The 14,552-nt window shown below is 72.8% G+C and carries 13 protein-coding genes and 1 pseudogene; 3 read left to right on the top strand and 11 right to left on the bottom strand.

Annotated elements, in window-relative coordinates; all coding sequences use genetic code 11:
• Positions 1-196 (bottom strand): annotated as a pseudogene (locus LOK55_RS10395) (hypothetical protein); the annotation flags it as partial.
• 196 nt (positions 197-392) lie between these two features.
• On the opposite strand from LOK55_RS10395, the gene LOK55_RS10390 reads away from it, so the two are divergent.
• The 3 genes from LOK55_RS10390 to LOK55_RS10380 all read left to right on the top strand — a co-directional run bounded on the left by LOK55_RS10390 (position 393) and on the right by LOK55_RS10380 (position 1,901).
• Positions 393-722, top strand: coding sequence for a hypothetical protein (locus tag LOK55_RS10390; protein ID WP_229935304.1), 330 nt, complete (start codon positions 393-395; stop codon positions 720-722).
• A gap of 119 nt (positions 723-841) precedes the next feature.
• Complete coding sequence (locus tag LOK55_RS10385; RefSeq protein WP_141381204.1) at positions 842-1,405, top strand: alpha/beta fold hydrolase; 564 nt, start codon at positions 842-844, stop codon at positions 1,403-1,405.
• A gap of 70 nt (positions 1,406-1,475) precedes the next feature.
• Positions 1,476-1,901 carry a hypothetical protein gene (locus tag LOK55_RS10380; protein ID WP_196323018.1) on the top strand — a complete coding sequence of 142 codons (426 nt, stop codon included), beginning with the start codon at positions 1,476-1,478 and terminating at the stop codon, positions 1,899-1,901.
• Between the two features lie 145 nt (positions 1,902-2,046).
• On the opposite strand, the gene LOK55_RS14105 is transcribed toward LOK55_RS10380, so the two are convergent.
• From LOK55_RS14105 to LOK55_RS10330, 10 genes are all read right to left on the bottom strand, one after another.
• Entirely contained in the window at positions 2,047-5,193 is a 3,147-nt protein-coding gene (locus tag LOK55_RS14105) for a S8 family serine peptidase (RefSeq protein ID WP_308066659.1), read from the bottom strand.
• Positions 5,194-5,349: 156 nt separating this feature from the next.
• Positions 5,350-6,447: an ABC transporter permease gene (locus LOK55_RS10370; protein ID WP_229935303.1), complete on the bottom strand. Its 1,098-nt coding sequence runs from the start codon at positions 6,445-6,447 to the stop codon at positions 5,350-5,352.
• Complete coding sequence (locus tag LOK55_RS10365) at positions 6,444-7,376, bottom strand: ABC transporter ATP-binding protein (RefSeq protein WP_229935302.1); 933 nt, start codon at positions 7,374-7,376, stop codon at positions 6,444-6,446. Before LOK55_RS10365 ends, LOK55_RS10370 begins: the two co-directional genes overlap by 4 nt.
• 53 nt (positions 7,377-7,429) lie before the next feature.
• Positions 7,430-8,299: a MurR/RpiR family transcriptional regulator gene (locus tag LOK55_RS10360; protein WP_229935301.1), complete on the bottom strand. Its 870-nt coding sequence runs from the start codon at positions 8,297-8,299 to the stop codon at positions 7,430-7,432.
• Entirely contained in the window at positions 8,296-9,219 is a 924-nt protein-coding gene (murQ, locus tag LOK55_RS10355) for an N-acetylmuramic acid 6-phosphate etherase (protein WP_229935300.1), read from the bottom strand. Before murQ ends, LOK55_RS10360 begins: the two co-directional genes overlap by 4 nt.
• Positions 9,206-10,093: an N-acetylglucosamine kinase gene (locus LOK55_RS10350; protein WP_229935299.1), complete on the bottom strand. Its 888-nt coding sequence runs from the start codon at positions 10,091-10,093 to the stop codon at positions 9,206-9,208. Before LOK55_RS10350 ends, murQ begins: the two co-directional genes overlap by 14 nt.
• The gene (locus LOK55_RS10345) at positions 10,090-11,310 is read right to left on the bottom strand and encodes an anhydro-N-acetylmuramic acid kinase (protein WP_229935298.1); all 1,221 of its coding nucleotides are present in this window, start codon (positions 11,308-11,310) and stop codon (positions 10,090-10,092) included. The genes LOK55_RS10350 and LOK55_RS10345 overlap by 4 nt, the downstream gene beginning before the upstream one ends.
• Positions 11,307-12,752, bottom strand: coding sequence for a glycoside hydrolase family 3 N-terminal domain-containing protein (locus tag LOK55_RS10340; protein WP_229935297.1), 1,446 nt, complete (start codon positions 12,750-12,752; stop codon positions 11,307-11,309). The genes LOK55_RS10345 and LOK55_RS10340 overlap by 4 nt, the downstream gene beginning before the upstream one ends.
• Positions 12,749-13,576: a carbohydrate ABC transporter permease gene (locus tag LOK55_RS10335; protein WP_229935296.1), complete on the bottom strand. Its 828-nt coding sequence runs from the start codon at positions 13,574-13,576 to the stop codon at positions 12,749-12,751. Before LOK55_RS10335 ends, LOK55_RS10340 begins: the two co-directional genes overlap by 4 nt.
• On the bottom strand, positions 13,573-14,544 hold the full coding sequence (locus tag LOK55_RS10330; RefSeq protein WP_229935295.1) for a carbohydrate ABC transporter permease: 972 nt from the start codon (positions 14,542-14,544) through the stop codon (positions 13,573-13,575). The genes LOK55_RS10335 and LOK55_RS10330 overlap by 4 nt, the downstream gene beginning before the upstream one ends.
• Between the last annotated feature and the right edge of the window lie 8 nt (positions 14,545-14,552).

Below are 14,552 nucleotides of genomic sequence, written 5' to 3'. Positions count from 1 at the left end.
CCATATCGTGCGCCCGCACCGCGGCCGGAGACCCGGCCGCCTGCCGCGCGGCGAGCTGACCCGCGGCCGCAAGCGCACGCACCTCCGCGACCTGCCCGGCCCGCACCACCGCAGCCGCCCCCTCGACCTCACCCACGATCGACGCCAAAGCGGCGACGTCTGCGTCGCTGCCCATCGACCCCGAGTACTCGTCCATATCTTCGAGTGTATGGAGGGGGTCAGACATTGGGATCGCCCGCGCTCCGGGCCGCGCCAGCCGGCGCCGAGTCGACAAATTGCACCCCTGATCTGCGACTCCCCACCTGAAGCACCCCAAGCACCCCACCCACCCGACGCACCCGCGACCTGCCCCAACCGGAGGTTCTGGCGACCGGGCCGAGGCTCTCGCTGAGATGCCTCGCAGGCACCGCGTCCAGTTCCTCGCGGACGCCGATCTCCTCGCCACCGCCGTCGAGAACGCCTGCCGCGAGGCCGACCCTGCCTTCCGTCGGGTCAACATCGACATCCTCGGCAACACCGACGCCTTCGTCCACGCGCACATCTGGCCGCGCTACGACTGGGAGCCGCGCGGCCTCGTCCAGAGACCCGTCTGGCTCTACGACACCGCCAGCTGGACGGACCCCACCACCGCACTCGGCGATCGGCACGACGGGCTCCGATCGTCGATCACTCGCGAGCTCCGCGCACTCGCCGACGCCGACCCGCTTCGCATCCACGACTGACCGCGCTCCACAGAGACCGGCCGTACGGTCGACCGCAGCGGCGGGCCACACCGACCCCGAACCACCCCCACACGCCCCCGGATTGGCGCGCCCGCGCCCGCCCGGGGAAAATGGATGCCATGACCGCCGCGACGCTCCAGACGTTCGAGCCCGATGGCCGCGCCATCTCGTACATCGACGAGGGGACGGGCCCGGCGCTCGTGCTGATCCCCGAGACCGGCCAGGAGATCGGCTCACTCGGCACCCTCGCCTCGATCCTCGTCGAAGAGGACTTCCGCGTCGTGCGCCTGGGCGCCCTCGACGCCGATGCCGACGTGCACGCGCTCGCGCGCACTGTCGTCGACGTGATGGATGCCGTGGGTCTCGACCACGCCTGGATCGGCGGACACGGCTTCGGCGGCACCGTCGCACGCACCGTCCCGGCCGACCACCACGACCGCGTGAACGGCGTGCTCCTCCTCGCACCCGAGCCGGCCGACATCCCGCTCGCCGCCGACATCCCCGTGCTCGTCGTCCACGGCACGGCCGACGACGTCACCCCGCTCGCCGAGAGCGAGCGGCTCGTGGCGTCGGCCCCCGCCCTCGCGAGCCTCAAGACCGTCGAGGGCGCCGGGCATCTCTTCCCCGCGACCCACCCCGGCGAGACCTCGTGGTTCATCGAGGACTATCTCGACTGGGACTGATCCCTCCCCGCTGTTTCGCAGGCACAGGTTCTAGCCTCGACGCAACAGCGCTCCGATAGAAGGAGGACCGATGCGCCGGCAGCTCCTCACCGCCACCCTCGCCGTCGCGGCCCTCGCCCTGGCGCCGACCCTCGCCGCCTGCACCCCGGGAGGATCCATGTCCGAACCGACCCCGTCCGCCTCCGCGAGCACACGCCCCCCGTTCCAGACCGCGACCCCGGGCCCGGTCGCGCCGACGGGCACCCCCACCGTCGTGCCGCAGGCGCGGTGGGATGCCCTGGTCGCCGATCTCTCGGCACGCGGAGTCACCTCGACCCCCACCCTCGTCAGCGCCGAGGCGGTCACCTTCAGCGACGGGTCGCTCGGCTGCGCGAGCCCGGGCCAGTCGTACACGCAGGCACTCGTCGACGGCATGCGCGTCGTCGTCACCGCGGACGGCCAGACCTACGACTACCGGTTCGGCTCGGACGACACCCCGAAGCTCTGCACGCGCTGACCTCTCAGAACCCCGAGCGCGCCCAGCGCGGCACGCACCCGAAGCGCCCGCCCGCCCACACCCCCCCCGCCCCACGCGAGAGGCGGGGGGGTGACTCCCGACCGCCTCTCGCGCGCAGCGCCTGCGAGACGCAGGCCCGCCGCGCCTACTTCAGCTTGACCAGCAGCGACTCCCCCGCCCCTGACGGGTTGTCGAGCACGACCACCATCGCGCCGAGCGGCTTCTGCGCGGCGACCTGCGCCGCGTTGACGACCACCTCGACCGACGCGGTGCCGTGCTTGGGCACGTCGACGTACTGGCCGTTGCCGATCGCCGGCGCCGACGGATCGTACGTCGCCCAGCCCGAGGCCGCGTCGGTGCCGCCGTTCACTCCGAACGTCTGCACCGTGTAGTCGAACGCACCCGTGATGCCCAGGTCGCTCGCCGACACCGGCAGCAGTAGCGTGCTGGAGTCGGTCGGCGCCTGCGTGAGGAAGCCGGATGCCCCGCGCGCGCCCGTCTTCGCGTTGACGACGAACACCTCCGCGAGCCCGTTGTTCGACCCGGCGCGCACGGCGCCCGAGTCGGCCGACAGCACGATCCAGTCGGCTTCGCCGTCTCGATCGGTGTCGAGCACGACGTCGTACTCGTTGCTCGCCGCGTTCGACCACCGGTGGTGCATGTTCAGCGCGAACACCAGCAGCTGGTCATCGCCCGCGCCGATCGACTGCACGCCCGCGGCCCGCAGATCGTACCCCGTGTCGGCGAGCGTCTTCGAGGCATCCTTGTCGTCCGACAGCCCCCACGTGTACACGTCGGCGCCGGCGGGAAGAGCACCGAACACGTTCCACAGCGAGATCTTCTTGGTCGCGTCGGCGACCTGCTGCTTCTTCGTGAACAGCGCGCTCGTCGAACTCGACACCGTGCTGTTCGAGCGGGGCACGAGCAGATACGGCACCCGCAGCGTCGAGCCCTCGGCGGTCAGCACAATGTCGCCGGAGACCTCGTAGAACGCGAACTGGTCGGGGCCGCCGACCGAGCTCGGCACGTCCTTCGCGGCGGCCGCGACGGTCAGCAGCAGCTTGGCCGAGCCGCCCGCCGGAACCGTGATCGAGCGCGACGAGAGGTTCACCCGCGCCGGGATCGACTCGGCAGACGCGCTCGTCGAGACCGCGTAGGTCACCGGGGCCGGGCCGTCATTGCGCACCGTCACGGTCTTGATGCCGCCGAAGCCGAGCCACGACTCCTGGAAGCCGAAGCTCAGCGCCGACTCGCGCGCCCAGCCGCTCTCGGTGCGGAACGCGTCGCCGGTCGCGGTGACCGACGTGGCGACCGCCTGCGCGGCATCCACGAGCCCCACGCCGCCGAGCGTCAGTCGCTGGCCGGCGACCTGGTCGGGGTCGGAGGTGGAGACGAGGGATGCCGCGACCTGCGGCGCCGCCCACGACGGGTGCGCCTGCACCGACAGCGCCGCGACGCCCGCGACGTGCGGGGCGGCCATCGAGGTGCCCGAGAGGATCGCCGCGCCGTTGCCAGAGCCGACGGCCGCCGACGAGATCGACACGCCGGGAGCGGCGACGTCGGGGCTGATCGCGCTGTCGCCCGAGCGGGGGCCCGACGAGGTGAACGACGCGTACCCGCGGAAGCCGGGGTTGGCGATGCTGGCCGCGGCGAGGGTCGCCTTCGCGCCCGAGACGAACGCCGGGCCGCTCGAGGAACGCACGCCGAGGAACGGGATCGTCACCAGGTACGGCTCGCCCGTGTCGGCGTTCTCGGTGATCTGACCCTCGTACGGCGGCAGGTCGTCGGTGGAGTTGACCATGAGCGCCGCGGCGGCGCCGGCCTGCTGCGCGTAGATCGCCTTGGAGACGCGTGCGCAGGAGCCGCGCGTCGAGACGGCCAGCTGCCCGCCGCCCGGCGTGACGCCCGCCTTCGTGTAGGCCGCGGCCGAGCAGCCGAGCGCCTCGTTCTCGGGCGTCGCGGGGTCGTCCACGAGTCGCACGACGGTCAGCTCGCCGATCCCGTCGAGGGAAGCGCCGTTGGCGTTGATCGCCTCGATGGCCTGACCGTCGACCGTGACCGTGGCACCCGGGAAGCCCTCGGCGCTGTCGACGGCCGAGACCGCGACGACACCATCGCCCGAGCCGGGCGAACCGGTCAGGTACGGGTTGTGGCCCGAGTTGCCGGCCGAGGCGACGACCACGACGCCCGCGCCGACGGCGTTGGCCGCGGCGACGGCGTCCGGGTCGTCACCACGCCCGAACGACGAGCCGAGCGACATGTTCACGACGTCCATGCCGTTCTCGACCGCCCAGTCGAGGGCGGGCACGACCATGTCGGTCGAGCCTTCGCATCCGAACACGCGCACGGCGTAGAGGTCGGCCTGCGGCGCGACGCCCGGGCCGACGCGGAACGTGTTCGACGGCGTCGTCGTGTCGTACGGTCCGGTGAAGCCGGTGCCGTCGGCGAGCACGCCCGAGCCGCCCGCCGTGCCCGCGACGTGCGAGCCGTGGCCCTGGCAGTCGAGCGGGTTGTCATCGGGGTGCGGAACGGGCTGGTAGCTCGCGCTCGACGGGTCGGCGTTGTAGTCGTCGCCGACGAGGTCGATGCCGCCCTTCACGCGCCGGGCGTCGGGGCCGTACAGCGTCGGATCGGCCGGCTGGGCGCCCGCGGCGTGCGCCGCGTCGTACGCGGCGGTGGTGCCCGGGCCGCCGAACGTCGCGTGCGTGTAGTCGATGCCGGTGTCGATGATCGCGACCTTCACGCCCTCACCCGTGTAGCCCGTGCTCTCCCACACCTGCGGCACACCGAGGAACGGCACCGAGACGGCGTTGTCGAGCGCATAGGTGCGCACCGGGTGCACCGCGACGACGCCGGGCAGCTCCGCGACGGCGTCGAGCTGGTCGGCGGGCACGGATGCCTGGAACCCGTTGTACGCGGACTGCATCTGCGCCTGGATCTCGCCGCCCTTGTCGGCGATCTCGCCGCTGATCTCGTCCTGCGCGGACTTCAGCTCGTCCTTGACGGCCTCCCGCTCGCTCGGCGCGAGGTCGCCGTCCTTCTCCGCTTCGACGACCGCGACGGGGTCACCCTCCATCTCGATGACGACCGTCACCCGGCCGTCCGCTCCGATGGATGCCGCGGTGAACGACGAGTCGACCGCGCCGTGCGAGGGGGCCGCGGCGAACCGCGAGGAGGGATCGTCGTCCGGCGCGGCCGCGAAGGCGGCGGTGGCGGGAAGAGCGAGCGCGACCGCGCCGGCGATGGCCAGCGTGCGTCGCGGAATGCCTGAGGACAAGAAGGCCAGGGACAAGGAGGATCCGCCTTTCGTGCAGGGGTGCGACCGCGATCCGGGGGTAGGAGGCGGCTGAAAGGAGGCTATGCATCAGCTGGACGGGGCGGAAGGGCGGCGGGCCCCGGATGAGAGGATCCTCATCCTCACGGGCGGGCCACCGGGCCGTGCGGACGCTCAGGCGATGCGGGTTCCGCGCGGCAGCGAGCGGACCGGCGTGCGCGTGCGCGCCCACGCCCACCACAGCAGCAGGCCCGTGAGGGCGAGCTGCACGGCGAGCCCCACGAACCAGCTGGGCACGGTCTGCGCGACGGTCTCCTCGGGGGTGCGATAGTCGTTCGAGCCCCCGTAGTAGCCGTCGTTCTTCGGATCGCACTCATCCCAGGTGCTCTCGAGCTGGGGCGGGATCTGGGCGGTGCGCACGCTCGACTTCATCCAGCCGAACATGTCGTCGGGGTTACCCTGCGCGTCGAAGCGGGTCGGCGTCGCGTCGGCGAGGATGACGAACGGGTTCGCCGACAGCATCCACCACACGTAGTCGAACCGCGGCACGCGGTACGTGCTCGTCGTCCACTCTCCGCAGATCATGTTCTCGGGCTCGCCGTAGCAGTCGTTCGAGCCGTCCTTGCATTCGGGGTTGCCGAACCGGTCGTAGGCGAGCTGGCGGGAATGCGTGGCCCCTTCGCTCGAGACCGCGGTGCCGATCAGGCCGAACCCGATCACGGTTCCCACGGCGAGCGCGGCGACGACGAGATAGGTGACGGCGACGGAGAAGAGGGGACGCGAGAGGATGCCCGAGAGCGCGACGCCGATGCCGGCGATCACGCCGGTCTCGACCACGAGGATCACGAGCGAGGTGACGACCGCCCACGGGTTGACCTCACCGGCGAGCGTCGAGAGCACGAGGAAGGGCGCCGCGACCGCGGCGAAGGCGAGTCCGGTGATCCACGCCGCCAGGAACTTGCCGAAGAGGATCTCGCCCGTGGTCGCGAGCGTCACCTGCACGGGCGCGAGCGTCGCGGCATCCCGATCGCCGTTGATGCTGTTGCCGCTGAGGGTCGGAGAGACGAGGAGGATCAGCAGCAGGGTCACATACACGACGACCGAGTAGACGCCGGGGCCACCCGAGCCCCAGCCGCCGTAGGCGAGGAAGGCGAGCGCCGTCACGCCGAGCAGCACGAGACCGAACACGCCGAGCAGCACGTACCACGACACGGTGCGCACGCGCTGGAGCAGTTCGAGGCGGGCGATCGTCCACAGCCGCGAGAAGGTCACGAGCGGCCTCCTTCGAGGTCGAGGAAGGTGTGTTCGAGAAGGCCGGTCGCCGCGGCGAACTCCGCCACCGGCAGGCCCGCGCCGACGAGCGCGGCGAGGGCTGCGGCGGCGGACGCGTCGGAGTCGAACCCGACGAGGAGGTCGCGGCGATCGATCGGCACGAGCGCCGCGTCGAGCCCGAGCACCTGCGCGACGGGGAGCACGGCGGCGGTCGCCTCGCGGTCGGCCAGCCGGATGCGCCAGGTGCGCACGCGGGTCGCCGCCTGGGCGACCCGGTCGGAGCTGACAGTGGATCCGTCGACGAGGAAGACGGCGTCGTCGACGACCTCCTCCAACTCGGACAGGATGTGGCTCGAGATGAGGATCGTGCGGCCCTCGGCCGCGAGGCGGCGCAGCTGCACGCGCAGGTCGACGCGCGCCTGCGGATCGAGGCCCGACGCCGGCTCGTCGAGAAGGAGCACCTGCGGGTCGTGCACGAGAGCGCGGGCGAGCCCCAGGCGCTGCTTCTGCCCGCGGGAGAAGACGCGCGCGGGGGTGTCGGCGAGCTCGCTCAGGCCGACCTCGGCGAGCAGTCGCGCCGCACCGCGCGCCGCGTCGTCGGGGGCGATGCCGTAGAGCCGGCCCGTCATCACGAGCGTCTCGCGCGCGGTCAGCGACGACCAGGCGCCGAGCGCATCGGGCATCCACCCCATGATCCGGCGGACGCCCGCGGGGTCGGAGACCGGGTCGATGCCGCCGATGCGCAGCGTTCCGGCATCCGGGGCGAGGAGCGACGCGAGCATGAGCAGCAGCGTCGTCTTGCCCGACCCGTTCGGCCCGACGAGGCCCGTGACGGCGCCCGCGCGTGCCTCGAGGCTGACATTGCGCACGGCGTGCACGTCTCCGAACGAACGACGGACGCCGGTGGCCACGATGCCGGGGGAGGTCATCGCCCCACCCTATGGCCTGGCTGTGCGCGCGCCGGGACTCGCCACGCGGCGGGTCAGTGATCGCCGCGGCGCGAACGCACCGCGTCGTAGGTGACGCGCAGGCTCTCCGACAGCTGAGGGAAGTCGAGGCGTAGCACGAGCACGAACAGCACGTCGACGATCGCGAGCTGGGCGATGCGGCTCGCGGTCGCGCCGCTGCGCAGGCGACTCTCGCGCACGGCACTGCGCAGCACCACATCGCTCACATCATCGAGCGACGACGATGTCGCGTTCGTGATCGAGACGGTGGTCGCTCCGGCACGCCGGGCGGCGCGCAGGACGTCGAGCGTCTCCCGGGTCTCCCCGCGAGACGAGACGCCGACGAGCACGGAATCGGCGTCGAGCAGCGCGGCCCGCGACAGTGCGAGGTGCACGTCGGTCTCGGCGACGGCGGGCCGGCCGATGCGGGCGAGCTTCTGGCAGAGGTCCTGCGCGGTCAGCGACGACGAGCCGGCGCCGTAGAGCACGATCCGCCTCGCCCCGCCGAGCGCCGCGGCCGCGCGCGCGGTCGCGTCGAGGTCGAGGGCGGCCATCGTCGCCTGGATCGCCCGCACCTCCTGGAACGCGATCTTCGCGGCGATCTCCTCTGGGGCATCCCCCGCGTCGATCTCGCCCTCCCCGAGGTCGAACTCGCCCAGGCGCGCGTCGTCATAGCCGAGCGCGGCGATGACGGCGGCGCGGAACTGCCGGTACCCGTCGAACCCCAGCCGTTGGCAGAACCGGGCGACGGTGGATGCCGCGGACGCGCTCGTTCCCGCCAGTTCGGTGATCGTCGATTCGCGCACCACGCGGGGATCGGCGAGCACCGCTTCGGCGACGCGCCGCTCGGAGGCGCTCAGCTGCGGCAGCATCTCCCGCACCCGCAGCAGGACGTCGGGACTCACCGCGGATCCTCGAGCGCGCGGCGCAGGCGCCCGTCGGCCGCATCCAGCATGGCTCTGGCCTCGTCGGCGGATGCTCCCGTCATGCAGATCAGTATCGCGGGCTTGACCGCCCACGCGGTGGCGCGGAGGGCCCGCGTCGCATCCTCCCGCGAGACTCCGGCCGCCTCGGCGACCGTGCGCACCGCGCGCGCACGCAGCTTCTCGTTGGTCGCGCGCAGGTCGACCATGTACGGCCCGTACGTCTTGCCCCGGTCGACCATCGCGAGCGTCGACAGGGTGTTGAGCACGATCTTCTGCGCCGTCCCGGCCTTCAGCCGCGTCGAGCCGCCGACGATCTCGGGGCCGACGATCAGCTCGATCGCGACGTCGGCGGCATGCGAGAGCGCCGCTCCGGCGTTGCAGCTGACGCCGACGGTGTGCGCGCCGAGGCGGCGCGCCTCGGTGACGGCGGCCACGACGTAGGGAGTGCGCCCCGACGCCGAGATGCCGACGACGCAGTCCTGCGCCGTGACGCCGAGCTCCCGCAGATCGGCGACCGCGAGCGCCTCGTCGTCTTCGGCGCCCTCGACCGCCGTGGTGACGGCGGACGGTCCGCCGGCGATGAGGCCGCGGACGAGCGTCGGCGGTTCGCCGAACGTCGGCGGGATCTCGCTCGCGTCGAGCACGCCGAGCCGGCCCGGCGTGCCGGCGCCGACGTAGATCAACCGCCCGCCCGCGCGGAGCGCCGTCGTCACCGCCGCGAGCCCCGCGACGATGTCGGGCTTGGCCGCCCGCAGCGCCGCGAGCACGTCTTCGTTCTGCTCGATCATCGCGTCGACCTGCGCATCGGCGCTCAGCAGGTCGAGGTCGGCGTACCCCGCGTCGACGCACTCGGTCACGAGCCCGTCGAGTTCGCCCATCAGATCGTCAAGGTCGGCCACGACGGATCACGCTCCTCGCGTAGGCATCGGCGGACTCGGCGAGAAAGCGCGCACCGCTCAGCGCGTCACCGAGCGGCGGGCGCGTCTCGGCGCCTCCCGCGACGAGGGCATCCTCGACCCGCCGCCGCATCTGCGGGTCATCCACGACGCCGCCCACCAGGCAGTACGGACCGGTGGTCGCCCGGCACGCCGCGACGACCGCGTCGGTCGCGCGCTCGACGATCGTGCGGGCCACCTCGTCTCCCGCCGCGGCGGCGGCGAGCACGGCGGGTGCGAACGAGGCGAGGCGGCGAGCGGGGCTGCCGGTCGCCGAGATCCACCACGGCATCTCCGACAGCGGCCGGTGCAGCGCCTCGGCGGCGGCGGCGAGGGTCGTGGCGGCGCCGCGTCCGTCGGCCGCGGCGAGCACGGCGCGAAGTCCCTCCTGCCCGATCCACCGGCCGCTGCCCTCGTCGCCGAGCCACGGGCCCCACCCGTCGACCTGGCGCACCGACCCGGCGCCGTCCGAGGTGATGAGCACGGTGCCCGTGCCGACCACGACGATGGTGCCGCGCGCGCCGCGGAACGCGCCGGCGTGCGCCGATACCGCGTCTCCCGCGAGAGCGACCGGCGCCTCGAACTCCGTCGCGAGCGCGTCGGCCAGCTCCTGCGCCTGCCGGGGCGCCGCCTCGACACCGGCGACGCCGGCGCCGACCGCTGTCACCTCGGGCCGCGCCTCGCCCTCGATGAGCGCGGCGGCGGCGCGCACGACGCTGAGGGCGCGCGCGACGCCGTCGGAGTCGGCGAGCCCGGGAAAGCCCGGGCCCACGGCGCCGTGGTCTCCGATGGTGACGCGGCAATTCGTCTTGCCGAGGTCGATGGCGAGCACGCTCATCGGGAGTCTCCTTCCTGGCCCGGAGCGGCGCCCCGGCCCGGCGCGGCGTCGACCACGATCCGCCGGGGCGGTGTCGGCGACGCGTCGAGCACCGGCAACGGCGCGAGCGACAGGTCCCACTGGCCGGCGACGGCGGCGGCGCCCGAAGGCGTGCCGGGCAGCCGCAGGGGCATACGGGCGAGCGCGAACCACCCGAGCGTGGCGAACATGAGGGACTCACGGGCCGACGACGCGATGCCGTGGTCGTCGCTCGTCTCGACCGGCAGGGGCGCCAGCAGGGCGCGCAGCCGCCGCATCAGGTGGGGGTTGCGCGTGCCGCCGCCCGAAGCGATCACGCGCGACCCGGTCGCACCCGTCACGCCCGCGTCGTGCAGCGCGTCGGCGACGGTGCCGGCGGTGAGCTCGACGAGGGTCGCGCACACGTCGTCCACGGCGATCTCGCGGCCGTTCAGGGCGTCGCGCACGACGCCGAGGTCGAAGGTCTCCCGCCCCGTGGTCTTCGGGGCGGGGAGGGCGAAGTACGGATGCCTCCGCAGGCGCTCCAGCAGCACGGTGTCGACCCGGCCGCGCGCCGATCGCACCCCGTCGCGATCGCACGGCTCGCCCACCGCGGACGAGGTCCACGCGTCGAGCAGCGCATTCGCGGGGCCGGTGTCGAATCCCGTCATCGCGCCGTCGGCGCCGCGCACCTGCACATTGGCGATGCCGCCGAGGTTCAGCGTCGCCACGACCGCGGCGGGCTCATCGACACCCCGCTCCAGCCAGAGCTCGTCGAACGCCGTCATGAGTGGCGCGCCCATGCCGCCCGCCGCGACATCGGCGACGCGCACGCCGAAGAGCACCGGCTCCCCCGTCGCGCGTGCGATCCAGGCGGGCTGCCCGAGCTGCAGCGTGCCCCACACCGCGTCGCCGCTCACCCCGTGGTGCACGGTCTGGCCGTGCGACACGACGAGGTCGACCGCGCCCGCCGACGACGGGCGGGCCGCGACGTCGCCGAACGCCTGCCCGAGTCTCGTGTCGAGGCGGTTCCATTCCTCGCCCGTGAGCGCGTCGCCGCCGAGGGCACGGGCGAGCGGGCCGCCCAGGTCGGCCGGCATCGGGGCGGTGCCGTGGTCCTCGACGCGCACGTGCAGCACGTCGCCGTGCGGCGTGAAGCTCGCCGTGACGTGGTCGATGCCGTCGGCGGACGTGCCCGACTGGAGCGCGCGGATCCTCATCGCGCCACGCCCCCGAGCCACTCCTGCAGGACGCGCACCGACAGCGGGGAGTCGGCGCCGAGCTCCACGGTCGGGTGCGGCGCCGTCGCGCCGATCGGGCCGACGTTGACGACGACGGCCGCGCCCTGCGCCTGCGCCGCGGCGATCACGGCCCGCTGATCGTCGTCGAGCCGGTCGGCGACCACGATGATCCGCCCCGGGCCGGCGGGCGCCGCGGCGAGCTCCCGGGTGGTGGCCTCGGAGAGCCACTCGACCACCGGCCGCGCCCGCGTCGCGACCGCCATCGACGGTCCGCGCCGCCCATCGCGCACCTCGACGGCGGCGGCGATCGACGCGACGTCCGCGGTGGATGCCTCGGCCAGCGCCCGCGCGATCGACCGCACAGTCGCCGCATCGGGCTCCGCCGGCGAGCCGTCCGCCGGCGAGCCGTCCGGCAGCGAGCCGTCCGTTTCCGCGGCGGCGGGATACGCCGCAGCCAGCGCGGCCACACGGGCCGCGGCGTCTCTCGCGCGCGCCTCGGGGATCCGGCCGTCGTCGATGGCGGCGGCCACGGCATCCACCACCTCGCGGTACTGGGCCTCGTCGTCGATCCCGGACAGTCCCGGATTGCCGATGCAGACGAGGTCGGCGCCGGCGGCGAGCGCGCGGGCGGCGGCGGCACCGGGGCCCGCCTCGGCGGCGACCGCGGCCATGTCGACGGCATCGGTCACGATCACCGCGTCGGTCAGGGCGCGGAGCCGGCCGAGCGCCGCCGCGTCAAGCGTCACCGCCGTCTGCCCCCACTCCGGCACCACGACGTGCGCCGTCATCACGGCGGCCACCCCCGCGGCGAAGGCCGTGGCGAACGGCGCCGCATGACGCTCGACGGTCTGCGCGGGCACGGTGGGCAGCCCGTGATGCGAGTCGACGACCGTGTCGCCGTGCCCCGGCCAGTGCTTCACGCACGCGGCGACGCCGCCCGCCTGCAGGGCTATGACCGTCGCGGCGACGCGCTCTGCGACGACCTCCGGGTCGGCGCCGAACGAGCGCGCTCCGATCACCGGGTTCAGCGGATTGTCGTTCACGTCGCCGTCGGGCGCGAGCACCAGGTCGATCCCGGCGGCGCGCAACCGCGCGGCCAGGAGCGCCCCGGTCTCGGCGGCGGCGTCGACCGGGAGCAGCCCGATCTGTGCCGGTGAGGGCAGCGTCGACCCCCGCGGCGCTTCGAGTCGGGTGACGACGCCGCCCTCCTCGTCGAGCGCGACGACGAGGTCGGGCCGACGCGCCCGCAGAGCCGCCGTCAGTCGGGCGGTGCCGTGCGGGTCGCCCGGGTCGACGTTCCCCGCGAACAGACACACGCCGGCCAGGCCCGCGTCGAGGGCATCGTCGAGCCATGCCGGCACCGTCGTCCCGATGAAGCCGGGCAGGAGCACCTGCGGCGCGAGGTCTGTGCCGAGGGTCATCCCTTCACCGCCCCGGCCACGACACCGCTCGAGAGGCGTCGCTGCACGATGATGAAGAAGACCATCACGGGGATGGTGATGAGCGTGGATGCCGCCATGACCGACCCCCAGTCGTTGGAGTGGAGTCCGAAGAACTGCTTCAGCCCGATCGCGACGGTGTAGTTCTCGGTCGCGCCACCGAGGAGCGTCATCGCGAAGATGAACTCGTTCCACGCGGTGATGAAGCTGAACACGCTCGTCGCGACGAGGCCCGGCGCGACCAGCGGCAGCAGCACGGAGCGGAACATCCGCCACCAGCTCGCCCCGTCGATGTACGCCGCCTCTTCGAGCTCGACCGGCACCGCCGCGACGAATCCGCGCAGCATCCAGATGCCGAACGGCAGGGCGAGGGCCGTGTACACGATGATGAGGCCGAGGAGCGTGCCGAGGAGCTTCAGATCGCGCACCTGCACGAACAGCGGGATGACGAGCGCTTCCAGCGGCACCATCTGCACGACGAGCACCATCAGCAGGATCTGGGTGCGCATGCGGAAGCGGAACCGGCTCACCGCGACCGAGGCGAGGAGCCCGAACAGCCCCGAGAGCAGCACGACAGCGATCGCGACGATCGCGGAGTTGCGCAGGTATCGGCCGAATCCGGCGTCGCCGAGCACGTAGGCGAAGTGGTCGAGAGTCAGTGCGGAGGGGACGAGCTCTCCGCCGGCCGACGGGTTCGGGTTCAGCGCGCTCATCAGCATCCAGTACGTCGGAAAGAGCGTGAACACGAGCAGCAGCGTCACGAGCACGGCCTTGACCGCGTTGCGTGCGACACGCGTGGGTCTCACAGCGGGTCCTCCTTCATGAGGCGCCGCACGTAGATCACCGTGATGCCGAGGAGCAGGAGCGTGAGCAGCACCGCGATCGCCGAGCCGAAGCCGTAGCGGTTCTGCCCGAACGATTCGACGTACGACCACACCCCGAGGTTGAGCACATCACGGTTGGACCCCGCGCCACCGGGCATGAGGTAGACCTGCGCGAACACCTTGAAGTCCCAGATCGTGGAGAGGATGATCACCACCGCGAACACCTGGTTCAGCTGCGGGAAGGTGATGCTCCAGAACCGGCGCCAGCCGCCGGCTCCGTCGAGCGAGGCCGCCTCGAGCGTCTCCTTGGGGATGCCGAGCAGGCCCGCCAGCACCGTGACGGCGACGAAGGGAAAGCCGTGATGGATGACATTGAGCAGCACGATCGCGTAGAACGAGTAGCGGTTCGTGAACCAGTTGGTCGGCTCGTCGATCAGACCCCACTGCATCAGCAGCTGATTGACGATGCCGCGGTCGGCGTCGAAGATCCACACCCAGACGTACGTGCCGGTCACCGCCGGCATCGCCCAGGCGGCCATGATCGCGCTCGCCGCGACGGTGCGCCAGAAGGTGCCGAGCGACTGCAGAAGCAGGGCGACGAGAGTGCCGAACGCCACCGTTCCGACGACCGCCAGGACGGCGAAGACGAGCGTGTTCGGGAGGACGATCGACCAGAGCGTGGAACTCGTGAGGATCTCGATGTAGTTGTCGAGACCGTTGAAGTTGGTCTTGCCCGAGACGATCTCGCGCAGACCGTAGTCCTGGAAGGAGAAGATCACCACCCGGATGAGCGGCCACAGCAGCAGTCCGGCGAGGATGATCAGCGCGGGAGCCAGCAGCACCCAGGGCCGCAGCCGCGCCGAGAGGCGGCGGCTTCCGGCGGGTGCCGCGCCCGTCGCGGCGGCGGAGTCGCGCTCCTCCGCCACGACGGGCTGCGGTGCCATGCTCATCGGGCGAG

The organism is Microbacterium sp. F2E (assembly GCF_020905435.1).
GTDB lineage: Bacteria > Actinomycetota > Actinomycetes > Actinomycetales > Microbacteriaceae > Microbacterium > Microbacterium lacticum.
Note: the sequence above shows the minus strand (reverse complement) of the source record. Positions and strands in the feature narration are given on the sequence as shown.

Excerpts from the sequence above, each read along its gene's own strand:
- LOK55_RS10380 (WP_196323018.1), top strand. The coding sequence starts at position 1,476 with ATGCGCCGGCAGCTCCTCACCGCCACCCTCGCCGTCGCGGCCCTCGCC.
- LOK55_RS10385 (WP_141381204.1), top strand. The coding sequence starts at position 842 with ATGACCGCCGCGACGCTCCAGACGTTCGAGCCCGATGGCCGCGCCATC.
- LOK55_RS10365 (WP_229935302.1), bottom strand. The coding sequence starts at position 7,376 with ATGACCTCCCCCGGCATCGTGGCCACCGGCGTCCGTCGTTCGTTCGGA.
- LOK55_RS10340 (WP_229935297.1), bottom strand. The coding sequence starts at position 12,752 with ATGACCCTCGGCACAGACCTCGCGCCGCAGGTGCTCCTGCCCGGCTTC.
- LOK55_RS10345 (WP_229935298.1), bottom strand. The coding sequence starts at position 11,310 with ATGAGGATCCGCGCGCTCCAGTCGGGCACGTCCGCCGACGGCATCGAC.
- LOK55_RS10390 (WP_229935304.1), top strand. The coding sequence starts at position 393 with ATGCCTCGCAGGCACCGCGTCCAGTTCCTCGCGGACGCCGATCTCCTC.
- LOK55_RS10330 (WP_229935295.1), bottom strand. The coding sequence starts at position 14,544 with ATGAGCATGGCACCGCAGCCCGTCGTGGCGGAGGAGCGCGACTCCGCC.
- LOK55_RS10350 (WP_229935299.1), bottom strand. The coding sequence starts at position 10,093 with ATGAGCGTGCTCGCCATCGACCTCGGCAAGACGAATTGCCGCGTCACC.